This is a genomic window from Fibrella musci (assembly GCF_041321105.1).
Lineage (GTDB): Bacteria > Bacteroidota > Bacteroidia > Cytophagales > Spirosomataceae > Fibrella > Fibrella musci.
In genome coordinates this window covers 390,647-407,699 of sequence record NZ_JBGGWD010000006.1, presented here as the reverse complement: position 1 = coordinate 407,699, position 17,053 = coordinate 390,647, and the positions used below count along the sequence as shown (strand labels likewise).

15 protein-coding genes are annotated in these 17,053 nt (G+C 53.5%); 9 read left to right on the top strand and 6 right to left on the bottom strand.

Features of this window, described 5'->3' with window-relative positions; all coding sequences use genetic code 11:
* Nucleotides 1-10 precede the first annotated feature (10 nt).
* Together ACAW74_RS21040 and glmS are read left to right on the top strand one after the other, a co-directional pair.
* Complete coding sequence (locus ACAW74_RS21040) at nt 11-1,429, top strand: DUF4270 family protein (protein WP_370700392.1); 1,419 nt, start codon at nt 11-13, stop codon at nt 1,427-1,429.
* Nucleotides 1,430-1,623: 194 nt separating this feature from the next.
* A complete protein-coding gene (gene glmS, locus ACAW74_RS21035) occupies nt 1,624-3,462 on the top strand; it encodes a glutamine--fructose-6-phosphate transaminase (isomerizing) (protein WP_370700205.1) in 1,839 nt (612 codons plus the stop codon).
* Between the two features lie 68 nt (nt 3,463-3,530).
* On the opposite strand, the gene ACAW74_RS21030 is transcribed toward glmS, so the two are convergent.
* Nucleotides 3,531-4,859, bottom strand: coding sequence for a methylmalonyl-CoA mutase family protein (locus ACAW74_RS21030; protein WP_370700204.1), 1,329 nt, complete (start codon nt 4,857-4,859; stop codon nt 3,531-3,533).
* A 241-nt stretch (nt 4,860-5,100) separates the two neighbouring features.
* Here ACAW74_RS21030 and dnaA point away from each other — a divergent pair, with 241 nt between their 5' ends.
* The 4 genes from dnaA to ACAW74_RS21010 all read left to right on the top strand — a co-directional run bounded on the left by dnaA (nt 5,101) and on the right by ACAW74_RS21010 (nt 9,342).
* Entirely contained in the window at nt 5,101-6,510 is a 1,410-nt protein-coding gene (dnaA, locus tag ACAW74_RS21025; RefSeq protein ID WP_370700203.1) for a chromosomal replication initiator protein DnaA, read from the top strand.
* A gap of 129 nt (nt 6,511-6,639) precedes the next feature.
* On the top strand, nt 6,640-7,776 hold the full coding sequence (locus ACAW74_RS21020; protein ID WP_370700202.1) for an AAA family ATPase: 1,137 nt from the start codon (nt 6,640-6,642) through the stop codon (nt 7,774-7,776).
* The gene (locus tag ACAW74_RS21015) at nt 7,773-8,357 is read left to right on the top strand and encodes a hypothetical protein (protein WP_370700201.1); all 585 of its coding nucleotides are present in this window, start codon (nt 7,773-7,775) and stop codon (nt 8,355-8,357) included. Before ACAW74_RS21020 ends, ACAW74_RS21015 begins: the two co-directional genes overlap by 4 nt.
* A 4-nt stretch (nt 8,358-8,361) precedes the next feature.
* Complete coding sequence (locus ACAW74_RS21010; RefSeq protein WP_370700200.1) at nt 8,362-9,342, top strand: GNAT family N-acetyltransferase; 981 nt, start codon at nt 8,362-8,364, stop codon at nt 9,340-9,342.
* Between the two features lie 29 nt (nt 9,343-9,371).
* On the opposite strand, the gene ACAW74_RS21005 is transcribed toward ACAW74_RS21010, so the two are convergent.
* Both ACAW74_RS21005 and ACAW74_RS21000 read right to left on the bottom strand, forming a co-directional pair.
* On the bottom strand, nt 9,372-10,166 hold the full coding sequence (locus tag ACAW74_RS21005) for a DUF3108 domain-containing protein (RefSeq protein ID WP_370700199.1): 795 nt from the start codon (nt 10,164-10,166) through the stop codon (nt 9,372-9,374).
* Between the two features lie 13 nt (nt 10,167-10,179).
* Complete coding sequence (locus ACAW74_RS21000) at nt 10,180-11,229, bottom strand: aminopeptidase (protein WP_370700198.1); 1,050 nt, start codon at nt 11,227-11,229, stop codon at nt 10,180-10,182.
* A 172-nt stretch (nt 11,230-11,401) separates the two neighbouring features.
* Between ACAW74_RS21000 and ACAW74_RS20995 the strand changes: the two genes are divergently transcribed.
* From ACAW74_RS20995 to ACAW74_RS20985, 3 genes are all read left to right on the top strand, one after another.
* On the top strand, nt 11,402-11,689 hold the full coding sequence (locus ACAW74_RS20995) for a YtxH domain-containing protein (RefSeq protein WP_370700197.1): 288 nt from the start codon (nt 11,402-11,404) through the stop codon (nt 11,687-11,689).
* Nucleotides 11,690-11,935: 246 nt separating this feature from the next.
* On the top strand, nt 11,936-13,354 hold the full coding sequence (locus ACAW74_RS20990; protein ID WP_370700196.1) for an inorganic phosphate transporter: 1,419 nt from the start codon (nt 11,936-11,938) through the stop codon (nt 13,352-13,354).
* Between the two features lie 72 nt (nt 13,355-13,426).
* A complete protein-coding gene (locus ACAW74_RS20985; protein WP_370700195.1) occupies nt 13,427-14,761 on the top strand; it encodes a putative porin in 1,335 nt (444 codons plus the stop codon).
* Between the two features lie 76 nt (nt 14,762-14,837).
* Here ACAW74_RS20985 and ACAW74_RS20980 read toward each other — a convergent pair whose 3' ends face one another.
* The 3 genes from ACAW74_RS20980 to ACAW74_RS20970 all read right to left on the bottom strand — a co-directional run bounded on the left by ACAW74_RS20980 (nt 14,838) and on the right by ACAW74_RS20970 (nt 17,047).
* A complete protein-coding gene (locus ACAW74_RS20980) occupies nt 14,838-15,230 on the bottom strand; it encodes an ExbD/TolR family protein (RefSeq protein WP_370700194.1) in 393 nt (130 codons plus the stop codon).
* Between the two features lie 51 nt (nt 15,231-15,281).
* A complete protein-coding gene (locus tag ACAW74_RS20975) occupies nt 15,282-16,235 on the bottom strand; it encodes a nitrilase family protein (RefSeq protein ID WP_370700193.1) in 954 nt (317 codons plus the stop codon).
* 83 nt (nt 16,236-16,318) lie between these two features.
* Nucleotides 16,319-17,047 (bottom strand): MotA/TolQ/ExbB proton channel family protein, encoded by a 729-nt coding sequence (locus ACAW74_RS20970; protein WP_370700192.1) that lies wholly within the window; start codon nt 17,045-17,047, stop codon nt 16,319-16,321.
* Nucleotides 17,048-17,053 lie beyond the last annotated feature (6 nt).

Here is a 17,053-nt window from a genome sequence, read left to right as displayed (position 1 = left end):
TGTGGCCAGCATGCTGGCGGCGGTACTTGCCTGCGAAGAACCGAAGGAGATTGGCCTTGCGCCCACCAATGAGGTGGGCGTTCTTTATACCGATACGCTCACCATCACCCGCACGACGGCTCAGCTCGACTCGGTGCGGAGCAACGACCAGAGCGTACTGCTAGTTGGGCGTTACACCGATCCCGTTTATGGGCAGGTGCAGGCCCGGAGTTACGCCGCCCTACAGCAGACGTCTGCTTTCGTCGTAACCGACTCTGGGACAACGAATACTACGCCCGCCAGCCGGATCATTCTGGACTCAACGCGGCTAATTATCAACCTGAGCAGAGCCTGGTACGGCGATACAGCAGTTGCCCACGAGATTGTGGTAACCCGCATGGCGGATAGCCTGCGTCGGCAGAATTACGACATCAGTTCGGTTGTACCGGTTGGCAGTCAGGTGATCGCCCGGCGCACGATTCTGCCCCGCCCTCTAAGCACCGATACGTCGACGATTATTCCGATCGACAACAGCATTGGCCGGGAGCTATTGGCGCTAGCCAATTCCAGCGCCAGCACGCTTACCTCTACGGGTACGTTTGTCGATCCCAACGGCTTCCGGCAGCAGATCACGCGTGATTTCCAGTTTTCGCTGGGCGGTACCAACGCAGCTTCGGTGTTGGGCTTGTCGCCATCAAGTACAGGTATTCTACTCTACTACCACGTAGAAGGCGAGAAAACGGCGTTCCGGAACCCCCAGTATTTTTCGTTTTCGGGCAAACGGTTCAACCAGATTACAGCCAACCGGGCAGGTACCCCCCTTTCTACCTTGCGGCCCGGCCAGAGCCTGACCACCACCGTTACGGGACGTACCTACGTGCAGCCGGGCACTGGCGTCACCACCAAGTTGCAGTTTCCGTCGCTGAACGCGCTGCTTCAATCGGGGCGGATTGCCATCAACCGGGCCGATCTGGTTATTACGCCGCAGCCCACCGAAGACAAGAAACGATCATTGCCCAATTACCTGGCGCTTGCTGAAGTTGACGGTAACAATCGGCTGATTCGTTCGGAGTTGTCGACCGGCGCTGTGCGCTTGTTTACTGTGCAGTCGGCGCCGGGCATCGACCCCGTATCTGGCTTGCAGGCACCGGGTGGGCCAATCAGCCGCTCGCCGAACAGCTACGTGTATCCGCAACTGGCGTTTCTGGAGCCCCGAACCAACACGTACACGTTCCAAGTAGCGGGCTACCTGCAATCGATCGTAAGCAAGGTTAGCCCCAACAATAGCCTCGCGATTCTGACACCGAGCAGCCTGCTGTTTGGTCAGAATAGCAGCACGGGCGCGCTGGTCGACCAGACGCAGGCCGTGTTGACCGATCGGGTCTGGCGGATGGTGCTTGACGGCAAAGCCAGCGTGAAACTGGTGTTGTTTTATACGAAATCGAACTAACCGATTCCGGTTTGCGGGGTACCTTTCAGGCCTGCATCGCTTCGCCAATCGGCAGCGATTAGCCTGAAGGGTACCCCGTTCATCCTTTTAGTTGTCTTTAGGCCTAAAATTGGGCGTTCTCTGTTACCTTTCGGAGAAGAACGTACCTCACCCACCTCTCCTTCTTAACAGTTCATTCTTAATTACGAATACCTATGTGCGGCATTGTAGCTTATGTAGGGCATCGGGAAGCATGCCCCCTCGTGATCAAAGGTTTAAAGCGACTTGAATACCGGGGCTACGATAGTGCCGGTGTGGCGCTGCTCAATGGCGAAGGGCTGAAAGTGTACAAGAAAAAAGGCAAAGTGTCGGCGCTTGAACACGAACTGGCCGATAAAACCCTGCACGCAACCATCGGCATGGGGCATACCCGCTGGGCTACGCACGGCGAACCCAACGACGTCAACGCGCACCCGCACTACTCCTTTCACAAGAAACTGGCGATCATCCACAACGGGATCATCGAGAACTACGCAACCATCAAGGAAACGCTGCTTCGGAAAGGACATACGTTTGCCAGCCAGACGGATACCGAGGTGCTGGGACAGTTTATCGAAGACATCTGGGAAAACGCAGGCGGCACGCTCGAAGAAGCCGTTCGGGCCGCGTTGCAGGAAGTGGCCGGCGCCTATGCTATCGTGGTGATGAATGCCGAAGACCCGACCCAACTGGTAGCCGCCCGCAAAGGCAGCCCGCTGGTGATTGGTGTGGGCGATGGCGAGTATTTCTTTGCCTCCGATGCATCACCCATTATCGAGTATACCAAAGACGTGGTCTACCTCAACGACTACGAGGTAGCCAACGTGCAGGACGGTAAGCTGAGCATAGTGACGCTCGACAATACCAAAACGACGCCCTACATTCAGAAGGTAGAAATGGAACTGGCGGCCATCGAAAAAGGTGGTTTTGACCATTTTATGCTGAAGGAGATCTTTGAGCAACCCCGCTCCATCGCCGATTCCATGCGCGGCCGCGTCAACGCCGACGAAGGCACGCTCCAACTCGGTGGCCTCCGCGACTACATGGACAAGCTGGCTAAATCGAAGCGGATCATCATCGTCGGTTGCGGCACCTCGTGGCATGCCGGGCTGGTCGCCGAGTACATTTTCGAAGAACTGGCGCGCATCCCGGTCGAAGTTGAGTATGCGTCGGAATTCCGCTACCGAAACCCGATCATCAAGGAGGGCGACATTGTTATTGCCATCTCGCAATCGGGCGAAACGGCCGATACGCTGGCGGCTATCGAACTGGCTAAATCAAAAGGCGCCACCATCTTCGGCGTCTGTAACGTGGTCGGCTCGTCGATTGCGCGGGCTACCCACGCGGGCGCCTATACCCACGCCGGCCCCGAAATTGGCGTAGCCAGCACCAAAGCCTTTACGGCCCAGGTGACGGTACTCACGCTGATGGCGCTGGCCGCCGCCCAACGGAAAGGCGCAATTTCCGACACGCTGTTCCGGCAGTTGCTGGCCGAGCTGGAAACCATTCCGGCCAAGGTAGAGCGCGTGCTGGAAAGCGCCGAGAAGATCAAGGAGATTGCCTACATTTTCACCTACGCCCGTAACTTCATCTACCTAGGCCGGGGCCTCAACTTCCCCGTGGCACTGGAAGGCGCACTGAAGCTGAAAGAGATCAGCTACATCCACGCCGAGGGCTACCCCGCCGCCGAGATGAAACACGGCCCTATCGCCCTCATCGACGAAGACATGCCAGTGGTGGTAACGGCCACGCAGGATAGCTCATACGAAAAAGTAGTCTCGAATATTCAGGAAGTGAAGGCGCGCAAAGGCCGTGTGATCGCCGTTGTTACGGAAGGCGACACCCACCTGCCGTCAATGGTCGATTTCTCTATCGAGATTCCGAAAGTACACGAGATCCTGATGCCATTGGTATCCGTGGTGCCGCTCCAACTGCTCGCCTACGACATCGCCGTGATGCGCGGCCGAAACGTCGATCAGCCGCGTAACCTGGCCAAATCGGTAACGGTGGAATAAACCCGCTTTCAGCAACGGATCAATAGCCGCCCGGCCCTGTCGTTTTCCGACGGGTCGGGCGGCTTTGTTTATTCGAATGATTCGGCCAGACGCCGCACCGGTAAACCCGATGCTTGCGCAGCGGTGGGCGTGGTAGGCGTAGGTACACCGCCTTCGTCGTGCCGGAATTTGGTTACGCCAACCAGCACACGGCCCTGCTGCACCGCCGCCTGTTTTGCCTGATAGGCTGCATCAATCGCCTCCCGAACGTACCCAGCCGCGTTGGCGTACCCTCCTTTTTGTTCCACGTCCAGAAACAACGCCCAGGCGGTTTCGACCAGTTGGTGCGTCAGCGTTTCGACGTAGTAGCTACCCGCCGACGGATCGGCCACACGCCCCAGCTGACTTTCTTCCAGCAGCAGCGTCGATACGTTACGGGCAATCCGCTGACTGAACCCGGTCGACAACGTACCTACTGATTCGGGCACCGATTCGGCTAGCACGGCATCGTAGGGCCGTACCGTGAGCCAATCGCAGCCACCAATCACCGCCGCCATCGCTTCTGTGGTGCTACGAAGCAGGTTGGTGTAAGGTGTAGCGGCTGCCTCATAGAAAGCCGATGTTTCAGCATGGACCAAAAATGGAGTAGCCGCAAGCCCATGCCCCGCCCCAAATCGGGCGAGCAACACACGCATCGCCCGTAGTTTGGCAATTTCCAGAAAATAGCTGGTGCCTACCGCCAGGCGAATAGTCGTTTTGGCAACTAACTGCTCAGGCGAAAACCCGGCTTCGGTGAGTTGATCAAAGGCATCGGCGAGTTGGGCCAATGTAAAGGCCAGTTCCTGCGTAGCGGTGGCACCGGCATTGTGGATAACTATGCCATCTATGTGGATAACTCGAAATTGCGGCGAGTCTTCAGCCGCCGTCAAGACGCTCGCTACCTGCTCCACGGATTGATCAGCAGGGCAGATAAGCCCGCCCCGCAGTTGGTAGGGCGCCACGTTTCGCAACGCCGTCATGAATACGGTCGCGTCGCCCGATACAGCAAAGCAAATCGGCGTATCGCTTAGTTTGATGCCATTCAGCAGGAGCGACAGATTGATGTCGGCCGGTACGTGTAGCAGCAGCGCGTCGGCTCCATTGGCTATGGCCTCGCGCAATACCCCATTCTGCGCCCGTACGTCTGCGGCGTTGATTGTGTAGGCCGGCGCGTTGAACCAACCCGGCTGGGTACGTTGCGCTGCCTGTATGTCCGCTAAAGGCAACGTACCCACGTGCTCGGCCGTGTAGTAGGGTTCGACCGTGAACCCTTCTGGCGTAGCCCAGCGAAGCGTTTCGTAGGCATCGGGGTCTTTCAGGTCTTTTTGCACCTGCGCCAGCCAGTCGGCGTAGGTAACGGTCGAAAAAGTAGGTAGCATCGTTTGTTGATCAGGTTTAGCGCGACTAAGTAGTTCTGCGGTTGGCCGGTTGGAGCCGGGCAGCGCCTAAGCTTTCGTCAGTCAAAAATCTATTAAAATCGGCGATGTACAATCCGCCTTCGTTCTATAAATTCAATGTCCAACGTCTAACTTACTTTCTTACTTTTGTCTCCCTTTTTGACAGCCGTACCTCCGTCTTGACGTTAGTTATTCAGTGAATCCCTTCCCATCGCCCGGCCCTATGCAACGCGAGGTTCAGCTAGTCTGGGCCAACTGCCTGCGCGTTATCCAGGAAATTGTGCCCGAAGCCAGCTATAAAACCTGGTTCGAGCCTATTGTGCCGTTGCATCTGTATGGGAAGGTGCTCACCATTCAGGTACCCAGCGTGTTCTTTTACGAATGGCTCGAAGAAAACTTCGTACACGCCATCCGGAAGGCCCTCGACGCCGCTATCGGGCGCGATGGGCAACTCGAATACTCGATTGTGGTGGATCAGGGCGACGAAAAGAACCGTCCCATTGCGGTGAACATGCCCACCACCAAGAGCCCGCAATCGGCTAAACCCGACAACGTCAGCCCCGATATTCTGCGGTCGCCGTTTCAGCTCAAAGACCTCGACTCACTCACACTCGATTCGTACCTCAACCCCACTTACACCTTCGACAACTACGTAGAAGGCGACTGCAACCGGCTGGCGCGCAACGCGGGCTACGCCGTAGCCGCCCGGCCCGGCGTGACCTCGTTCAACCCGCTGATGATTTATGGCGGCGTGGGGCTGGGCAAAACGCATCTGGTGCAGGCTATCGGCAACTACATCAAGAATACCAATCAGGATAAGTTTGTCCTGTACGTGACGTCGGAGAAGTTCACAAACCAATTTCTGAACGCCATCAAAAGCGATTCGATGCGTGACTTCAGCCAGTTCTACATGCAGGTCGACGTGCTGGTGATCGACGACGTGCAGTTTTTGCAGAAGAAAGAAAAAACGCAGGACATCTTTTTCCACATCTTCAACCACCTCCATCAGTCGGGCAAGCAGATCATCATGACATCGGACCGGCCCCCGCGCGCCCTCGACGGCCTCGACGACCGGCTGCTGTCGCGCTTCAAATGGGGGCTCACCACCGACCTGCAAACGCCCGATCTGGAAACGCGCATTGCCATTATCCAGAAGAAGCTGCAAGCCGAGGGCGTCTACATCGACGACAGCGTGATCGAATACCTGGCGCACAGCATCAACACCAACGTGCGTGAGCTGGAAGGCGTGGTGGTGTCGCTGATGGCGCAGGCCTCGCTCAACCGCCGCGAAATCGACCTGGATCTGGCCAAAATGACGCTCCGCAACATCGTGCAGAACGATGAGAAAGAGATCAACATCGACACGGTACAGGAGCTCGTCGCCGACTTCTACAACATCTCCATTGCTGATCTGAAGGCCAAGAGCCGCAAACGCGAGGTGGTCTACCCACGGCAGGTGGCGATGTATCTGGCTAAAGAGCTTACCGAGCTGTCGCTGAAGTCGATTGGCTACCATTTCGGCGGGCGCGACCACAGCACCGTCATCCACGCCATTCAGATCGTCAATGATCTGTTGAAGGAAAAGCCTGACACCAAGGAAGAAATCGCCAAGCTGAAAGCGTATTTCAAGTAAGACGTTTAAAGTTTGTCGTTTCGCGTTTGATGTTGTTTGATGTTTCACTTTAGTCAGATCGCCACGTGGCAATCTGACGCGCTCTACGATAAAAAACCGTACTATTGCGCAAACTGACTCTCGTTCGCCATGCTCAAGCGCGTCTCCATCCAGAACTTCAAAAGCCTAAAAGACGTAACGCTCGACTTACAAGAGGTTAATTTACTAATTGGTCCAAACAATTCAGGAAAAAGTAATTTCTTAAAAGCATTGGAATACATATCAGAGTATTTTCAAAACATTGAGACAGTAAATTCTATAAAAGAAGACAAAAATCGAAACAAATCTGCTGAAAATTTCTACAAGTATTATAACAACAAGCCCAAAAAATTAATATATAAAAAAGACGAGAATTTAGAATTGCTAATTAATATTCAGACCAACACAATTCCGGAATATAAATATAAATGGTCATTAAAACCAGAATTTGATATAGATGATTACTTAGAAGGATATCATTCAGGGGAATCAAAGATATATGAGGGAAAGTACTCTACTGAGATGGCAAGATTATTTAAAAATGTTATTGTGTATAGGCTTGAACCGAAAACGATATCTCAACCGGGAGTCATTGGCAAGTTAGAAGAAAATATCAATTCTGACGGATCAAATATTATTAATTTTCTGGACTTGATGTTGAGTAAATATAGAAGTAAAGTAATCAGTAAAATCGAAAAAGATTTATCGAGCTGCATACCAGAATTCAATGAAATATCTTTGGATAATTCATATAATGATGACAATAAAAGTAATTTACATAGTCGTGAAGCACTCAAAATAGTAGGCCTAACAAATAACAATCAAGAAATAACTTATTGGGCAGATGAGCTTTCAGAAGGAACATTGTACTTTCTAGCACTTTTATGTATTATTCATCAACCTACTCCTCCAAAGCTGCTTTTACTCGAAGAACCAGAGAAAGGGATTCACCCTCGCAGGATTGAGGAAATCATTAACCTCATTTTTTCGCTAGCGGAAGAGAAAGACATTCAAGTTATCATGACTACTCACAGCCCAATTGTGGTTGATATGTTCAAAGACATGCCTGAATCAGTTTTTATCTTTGATAAAGATGATGAGGGGGCGACGCACGTCAAAAACCTACAAAAAGATATAATTGAGCCAGAAACAGCCGAAAGTGAGCGATTAGGAATCGACCCTCCGCAGTATTTGAATGGATTAGGGCAAGCCTGGAAAGTTGGATTAATTGGCGGTATACCCCGATGAGTAAGCTTATCATGTATGGCCTTCTCTGCGAAGACCTTGCTCACAAAACATTCCTCCAAAAATATTTCGCAACTTGTTTTCCAGAAACGTTTCTAGAAGAAGAAAATTTTGGCTGGCGAATCAAAGCAAGCAATGCAAAAGAAGTCGATGACTCCATTGCCGATGCAGCCCGTCAAGGTTTTGCACGGTATGGACTAGATATACTTGTTGTTGGTCGCGATGCTGATACGACAGACAAGGTCAGAATCGAAAAATTAAAGGACTCACACAGAAATTCGTGTGCAACTCATTTAAAGCGCGTAGTTTTTATGATTCCAATCCAGTGTATTGAACATTGGTTATTGTATATCAAAAGACACACTGATAATCCAACGGCAACTAAGAATGAAACCTTAGAAACAATTCCTCGGCTTGAATGCAAACGATCCGTATACGGTGAAACTAAAAAGGCTCCGAAACAAGCTGAAATTGCAAGTACTATTTTAGCCAACTTCGATGTAGACTGGCTGGAACAACGCTCCGAAAGCTTTAAAGAGTTTCATCATCAAGTGAAAGCTTTTCTGGAAGCTTTCTCGGCCTGACCCGATGGCCCTTGTCTTCCTGAAACGCGACCAAATCAACGTACCTGAGTGGGATCGGTGCGTAGCCGGGGCGCATAACGCGCTGCTCTATGGGCATAGCTGGTACCTCGACGCCGTCACAAACGTACCTGACGGGCCTCGCTGGCGCTGGGAAGGGTTGGTAGCCACAGATAACGAGGGAGGCTACACGGCCGTGCTGCCCGTGCCGCTCCGCCGCCGTTGGGGCCATTGGGTGGTCTATCAACCCTTGTTCTGTCAGTTTCTGGCGATTTTTTCAGCACAGCCCGTCGACCCGGCCCCTTTTCTGGAAGTCTTACTGAAGCGTTATCGGTACGCCAGTCGCCTTTGCTTGGCACTGACCAATCCGCTGTCCAACGTACCTGGCTATGTGCAACAGCGGCTTCTACAGACGCACGTGCTCACCCTCGACAGCGCGGCACCACCCTACACCCGCGACCGCCGGATGAATCTGCGCCGCGCCCACCGCCGCGCAGCCCAAACGCCAGGCTGGCAGGTCGTCGAGTCGTCCGACGTGCAGCCGTTGCTGACGCTGTTTCGGAGCAATCACGCCGATGAGATTGGCGTTGGCGAGTGGGCCTATCCGCTGTTCACCCAATTGGTTACGGCCTTGCAGGCGCGTGGCCTGGGTACGTTGCGCTATGCCTGCGTGGCGAACGTACCTGTGGCGGGGGCCTTCTTTGCGGAGGGGCATAGACGTGTCATCTACCTCTTCAACGCCGCCAATGCCGATGGGCGCCGCCTCAATGCCCGTACGCTCTTGCTCGACGAAGCCATCCAACACGCAACAAGCCGGTTGGGCCAAACCGGCTTGTTTGATTTTGAAAGTCCCGAAAAACCGGGCGTCGTACAGTTCTATGAAAGTTTTGGTGCTATACCTGTCCCTTACCTTCAGCTAAGCTGGAACCGGCTGACGGCGATCGAGAAGTGGATCCGGCGCATCGTCAGACGCTATCAAACCTTATAGGTTTTCAAATCCTATAAGGTTTAGGCTGATCAATTAAAGCGCATGGGCTGTTTCAGGCCGCCATAGCTTCGGATATCCATTTCCAGCGAGCCGATGGCCAACTCAACTTCTACTTTCAGCGGCACTTTGTTACCATCGTCGGACACCCAGACCAACAGCGCGTCTTCCCCTTTGAAGAAACCGTTCGTGGCCATAATCGGGCTTAGCTTGATGGAGTTAATCTTGCCAAACTTGGTCTTGATGCGCTCCTTGCCCCGATACCGCACCTTCATGTTGTAAACGGTGTCGTCGTAGAACGCTGGTACTTCGATCGTCGATCCGACGGGCAGGCGGTTGAAATCGATGGTGCGCAGGAAATAATAGCTACTCACCACATCGTGCACGTTATCAGGCACTTTGAACAGGTCTTTCTCGGTGCGCTCCTCGGCTTTTACCGTATTGGCACTGTGGTTGAAGGTCATGTTTTCCTCCTTCCGGTACTTGTTCTCCTGAATGTTGGTGTAGAACTTCTGCGGCAGAATGGCCGATGTGTCGATGTAGGAACGCCAGGTGTCGCGTACCCGCGTGACAAGGTCAAACGCGCCGGTCGTGCGGCCGAACACATTAACCTGATAGCAGGGCCTGCTGTTGACGTTGTATAGCGCCGGCGCCACATCGACAACGGCTTCGGCGGCATTGATGAACCCGTAATGGACCCGATACTCGATATGTTCGCCCGGTCCGAAACTTGTATTTACTACACGGCGGTACGTATGGGCCGTCGTAAACGCGACAACGACCAGTAACAAGGCGGAAAGACTCAGAATGATTCCTGTTTTTTTCATGGCAATCAGTCCGTTACAGCGAAGGATAGGTTTGTTTCAGGTGTCGTAAATAACGCGGAAAGTCGCTGTCAAATTGAGTAACAAACTCTGTTTTGAAGCGGTTCTGCTGTTTTCGATACGTTAAATAACTAACAAAATAAGCGTTGTTAGGCAGTTTGCTACGTATAGAGACCCGTTTTTGCGGCAAACGGTTGGCCGATCGCTCGTCAGTGATGGTGTCGGCGGCCGTCACGATTTGCTCGATGGTTTTCCATTTCATAGCTTCTTTGACAGCGACAGGCGTTGTCGGTTTAAATGCCCTATAAATCTTGTCGAGTACCTGACTTCCCCGCACCACGTGCTGCGTATACCGTTCCCAAAAAGCCAGCCCGGCCTGATAATCGCGGTAGACGGCCGACGTATCGCCGTACTTGTAGGCCATGAATCGCTTGGCTCCGTAGTCACCTACGAAATCAGCGAGGTTTTCGTTGTACTCCAGGTTATCTTTTATGAATAATGTGCCGTGAGTCAGCTCATGGATGATCAACTGGGCCAGATCACCTTCGTTGCGGCTTAGCATACTTGACAGGATCGGGTCTTTGAAAAAACCGAGCGTCGAGTAAGCCGCTATGCCGCTGATGCGCGTGTCGTAGCCCTGTTTCCGCAGCAGACTATCGGCTTCCAAAAGTCGGGTTTTGTCGAAAAAGCCCCTATACGCAAAGGTGCCAAGCAGCGGAATACGGAATTGAACCGGCGTTAAAGCGTAACGATCCGCCCCCACCAGCATCCACATCAGCGGTTTGCCTTCCTGATCGTGAAAGGTGGTGAAGTTCTCCGACGGGTCGAGGCCAAGCGAATCCTGCGCAAACTGTTTGATTTCCCCAATCAGCCGGATTTTTGCCTTGGCCGAATCTGGTATGGCAGGATCGGCCAGCAACTCAGCTACGGGGCGGGTGTTGAGCATGATGTGCAGCTGCCCCTTGGCCTGCATATAACCGTAGCTGATGAGTTCGTGCTGCCAGATACCCAGGCCCAGCAGGGCAACGAGTATGATCAGGCCAATTCGTTTGAGGATACGTTTCATGGACACACTACCCACAACCTGGGTTCGGCGCAAAGGTCGCAAAGAAGTGATTCAATAACTTTTATGCCACTAAGTGGCCTAATTACTCGCTGTAGGCGGTAACGCCGCAGTTAGCCATTGCGACTTTGCCCCGAAAGGCCTACGTTCGTGTTCAACTAACTAGTAACACACTATGTCCGTCAACGCCAAACACTTAGCCACGTTCATTCTGGGAGCCGCCGCCGGAGTTGCCCTTAACAAATACCTGCAAACCGAAGAGGGCGAAAAAATGATGACCGACCTGAAAGCAAAAGGGTCGGAACTGAAGGCTGAAGCGGAAACCGCCATGGACAATGCACCTGAGTATTTCGATAAACTCAGGGCACAACTCGCCGAGGTATTCAAGGCCAGTTTCCCCAACGCCGAACAAGCCATCGACGATGTACTGGGCAAAAAGCCCGACGCCGATCAGCCCGCCTAGATTTGCTCGAATGCATGATAAGGCCCCTGCTGCGCTACCCGTTGGGTACGTGGCAGGGGCCTTTTTCCGGGCTGCGTACTAGTACTCAGGCCTATTGACAGGGGGCGGCAGACTGTTATCTAAATATTACCCTAATGTTAACAACATAACAATTTCTTAACGCTTCGTGATTTTATAGCCCAACTATTCCCCTGAACTTTGCGGTGAAAGTACACCAATATATCTGTTAACTAATTACTAGTCAGTATGTTCGGCTTAGAAACCGGCGTTTTTATCCTGCTTGCCTTCTGCTTTTTAGCAGCCCTCGCATTTGAATTCATTAACGGCTTTCACGACACCGCCAACGCCGTTGCCACCGTCATTTACACCAATTCGCTTCAACCTACGCAGGCCGTAGTCTGGTCGGGCATCGTCAATTTTATCGGTGTAATTACCGGGGGGGTTGGCGTAGGGATGAGTATCGTCAACCTGCTCCCCGTCGAGTTACTCATCGATCAGAATGTGTATCACAGCATCGCGATGGTGCTGGCGCTCCTCTTCTCGGCCATTATCTGGAACTTCGGTACCTGGTACTTTGGCCTGCCTGCTTCCAGCTCGCACACACTCATTGGCGCTATCCTGGGCGTAGGGTTAGGCTACGCGCTCCTGCCCGAGAACACTACGGGGGTGGCGGCCGTCAACTGGGACAAGGCTAAAGAGATTTTCATGGCCCTGTTTCTGTCGCCACTGGTCGGGTTCAGCCTGGCGGTAGTGCTGATGTTCATGTTGCGCCGGGCCCTCAATAAGCAGGTGCGGAAACAGATTTTCGACGAACCGGTGCCGGGCGAGCAGCCGCCGATGTGGATTCGGGGTTTGCTCATCACCACCTGCACGCTGGTTAGCTTCTTCCACGGCCGGAACGACGGCCAGAAAGGCATCGGGCTGGTAATGCTCATCCTGATTGGCGTGCTGCCCGCTTTCTTCGCCATCAACAACAAAATTGACATTGCCGAGTTGAAGCCCGATCTGGCCACGGTGCAGCAGATTATCGCCCGGATCGACACGAGCCAACTCTCGGATAGCGATCTGGAGCGCTTCCAGAAGATCAACACCAGCATCGCCAACCTGACGCCGGTGGTCGAAGCCAATCACTTCGAGCAGAAAGACGCCCTCCTGATTCGGAAAGCCCTGCTGACTATCAGCAGCAACAGCAAAAAACTGATTGCCAGCGAAGATGTAAAGCTGAGTGAGGCCGATAAAGAAGCCTTGCAGGCTACAGCGGTCAAAGAAGAAAAAGGCATTCGCCGCTTTACCGACCACGCCCCTTTCTGGGTCATTCTGGCGATATCACTCTCGCTGGGCTTCGGCACGATGGTCGGCTGGAAACGGATCGTCGTCACGGTGGGCGAAAAGATTGGCAAATCGCACCTTACCTACGCACAAGGCGCTTCGGCCGAGCTCGTGGCGGCCACGACCATCGGGCTGGCATCGTGGTTTACGCTGCCGGTGAGTACCACGCACGCGCTGTCGTCGGGCATTGCCGGGTCGATGGTGGCCAGCAAAGGGATTAAAAACCTACAGGCCAAAACGATCCAGAGCATTCTGCTCGCCTGGGTGCTCACGCTCCCGATGGCCATCCTGATCTCGGCTACGCTATTCATGCTGTTTCGCTGGCTGCTGGGTTAATCGCTTAACGTACCTGAACCATCCCGAGCAAGCTCTCTGGCTGCGTACAGGTACCTCTTTATCTGATTCACTATGACTTTGTCGAGGAAACGTACCTGTTTGTACCTGCTCACGGGCTGGTGCTGGCTGCTGACGGCTGGGTACGTTGCGGCCCAGCAACGTGGTGGACTAACCGAAAGCCAGATCGACACCACACAGCGGCTAATTGGCCTGTTGCGGCGTTATGAGTTCCTGAACATTTCGGGATACATTCAGCCACAGTTCCAACTCGGTCAGACCGAAGGACAACGCAGCTTCAATGGCGGCGACTTTCCGGCGGGGGTCGATGACCGGTTCAGTGTGCGGCGGGGGCGGCTCCGGCTCGATTACGCCCGCTACACGCCCGAGGGGCAACCCAAAGTACTGTTTGTCTTCCAGTTCGATGGCACCGAACGGGGCATGCAAACGCGCGACTTCTGGGGCCGTCTTTACGACAACCGTTTCAATCTCTTCCACTTAACGGCGGGTTTGTTTGCCCGTCCGTTTGGCTTCGAGGTCAACTACGGCTCGGGTGACCGCGAATCGCCGGAACGGGGACGTATGTCGCAATTGCTGATGCGCACCGAACGTGACCTGGGGGCTATGATCAGTTTCGAGCCGCGCGTACCAGGTCATCCGCTACGACAGTTCAAACTGGATATTGGCCTCTTCAATGGCCCCGGTCTGGCCAGCGTATCCGACTACGACACGCGTAAAGACGTCATCACGCGGCTGGCGCTCAAACCCCTGCGCCTCAACAAAGCAGGCACAACGCTGGCGGCAAGTGTGTCGGGGTATTTCGGGGGCATCGCCCGCTACACCAATAACTCGTTTCGGATGGCCAGTGTAGAATCCACGGCGCCGCTGTTCGTGCGCGATACGTCGGCGGTGGTAGGGCGGCAGTTTTTGCCCCGCCAGTATTACGGGGCCGATCTGCAACTGCGTATTCCCAATCGCAAAGGATTTACCGAGTTTAGGGCTGAGTACGTTGGCGGCTGGCAAACCAGTACGCAGGCCAGCACCGAAACACCGGGCGTTATTCCCAATCCGGTGTCGGCACCGGGCGCGGCGCCGTTGTATGTGCGTCGGTTCAATGGCGCTTACTTCTACTACCTTCAGCACCTCGGCAGCCTGAAACACCAGCTTGTAGTTAAATACGATTGGTACGATCCCAACAAGCAGGTTTCAGGTCAGCAGATCGACAACAAGTTTAGCTGGGCCGACCTGCGCTACGATACCATCGGGTTTGGGTATCTATATTACATGAACGAAAACCTCAAGATCGTTTTCTGGTACGACGTACCCATCAATGAATCGTCGCGCCTGACCGGCTACACGCAGGACGTACCTGACAACCTCCTGACGATCCGGACGCAGTATCGATTTTAATTTAAAGAGTGAATGGTTGACGCAGGCACAATCTAGTGTCATCCATTCATTCTTTGTAGTACGCGGCCCGCACTCTTTATTTCGACGTCGCCATCACCATTTTGATATTGAGCTTGGCGCCGGTTTGTAGCACATCGACCAGATCCTGCACGGAGAGCGTTTTGTCGAACCGGACCACGATGGTGGGTTCATCGATGCCCGTCATGATCGTCTTGAGCTCTTCTTCGAGGTTCTCGCCTGAAACGGGTTGTTTATCGATGAAATACTGCTTGTTGGCATCCACCGACAGCGTTACCTGCTTCTTGCTCAATTGTTGCGACGACGACGCTTTGGGCAGCAACAGCTTGATCACGTTGGGGTTGGCTACCGTCGAGATGATCAGGAAGAACAGCAGCAGGAAGAACATAATGTCGTTCAGCGACGACGTGGCTACCTCGGCGGCAAATTTGCGTTTCCGGCGGAGTTTCATGGGTAACTAGAGTCAATGGCTGCGCCTCGTTAACTGGCAGCCGGTTCAGTGCTATTCGTTGGCATCGAGCCACACCACCCTTTGTTCGGGCCGGTGTTCTTTGCCGATAATATCCCGGTACAGGTCTGGCCGGCGGGCTTTGATGTACCGGTGTCCACCTGCCTGAATCAATTTCTGCGGTATCAGCGTAGCCGTTACAAAACTGTCGTCGAAGGTGCGGCACTCGGCCAGAATATCGCCAAACGGGTCGATAATCATCGAACAACCGTTCTTCAGCTGATCATCGTCCATCCCGATCGGGTTGGAAAATACAGCGTAGATAGCGTTATCGTAGGCGCGGGCCGGGAGCCATTTCATGAGCCAGTCGCGGCCTTTCATTCCATCAAATTCGAGCCGTAGCGAGGTAGGGTCGGCTTCGCGGTTTTCCCAAAGTGAGGGTTCCACAAACCCCGCCCCCGGCCGGGTCGAAGGCGTACACATGGTTACGTGCGGCATAAAAATGAGCTGGGCGCCAAGCAGTTTAGTCGCCCGCACGTTTTCGATCACGTTGTTGTCGTAACAGATCAGAATGCCGCATTTCCAGCCGTAGAGATCAAACACGCAGTAGCTGTCGCCGGGCGTGATGTGCGGGTTGATAAACGGATGAAGCTTGCGGTATTTGGCCACCAGCCCGTTTTTATCCACGCAGACATACGCCTTGTAGATTTTATCGGTGTCGTCTTTCTCAAACAGCCCCGCCAGCACGGCAATGTTGTGCCGTTTAGCAATGTCCGTCAGCGCCTCGATACTTTCACCACCGGGAATAACCTCCGAGAGATCAAGCAGTTGCCGCTTGCTTAACTGCCGGGCAAAAGTGTAGCCGGTAATGGAACACTCATGAAACGCGATTACCTGCGAGCCTTCTTTCGATGCCTTTTCAGCCAACCGGTTAATGACCGACAGGTTGTATTTCTTGTCGCCGCTACGGTGTTCAAACTGGGCGGTCGATACTTTCAGCTTATCCATGTGTCGTTCGGAATAGAACCGCGCTCAAAGCCGTGATGTGACAATCCGACCTGCAAACGCTGACCTTCCTCCAAAGATTGGGTTTACCGAACGCGTGCGGTCTCCGTTGGTTTTTGCAGCACTTCCATGAAGTCGAACGCCGCCATTTCCAGCTTGAGTGTAAACCGCTCGATGCTCATGTTGAGCAGGTGATAGCCGGTGTAAGCGATAACCCCTACGATCAGACCACCGCCCGACGTGATCATTTTTTCGTACAAACCACCGGCGATGATTCCCACGCTGATGTTGTCGGACAACGAAATGTCGTAGAAAATGCGGATGATCCCGGAGATCGTACCGATAAAGCCGAGCATCGGTGCAATACCGGCGATGACCCCCAGATAGCCCAGATTTCGCTCCATGCGCGAAAGCTCGATCTGCCCGACGGTCTCGATGGTACCTTCGATTTCTTTATTCGAGGCAACCCCCACCCGGCCAACGGCTTTTTCAAATACGCGACCAACGGCGTTGCGCTGATTTTTGCAAAACGACTCCGCCGATTTGATATTTCCTTGCAGGAGCATGTCCTTGACGTTGTCGACAAAGCCTTCATCGATGTGGCTTTGCTTCCGAATCAGGATCAGGCGTTCGATAATGAGGTATAGTGTGGCGAAAAACAGGAAGGCAATCGGGACCATAACCCATCCCCCTTTCGCTACCAGATCAAATAAACCCAGGCTTTGTGTAACGGTAGCGGCTCCGTTGGCAGCGTTGGTGGTCGAATCGGCCACCGCTGAGGCCGAAGTGGTTGGAACCTGAAGCAGGATGGTCATAGACAG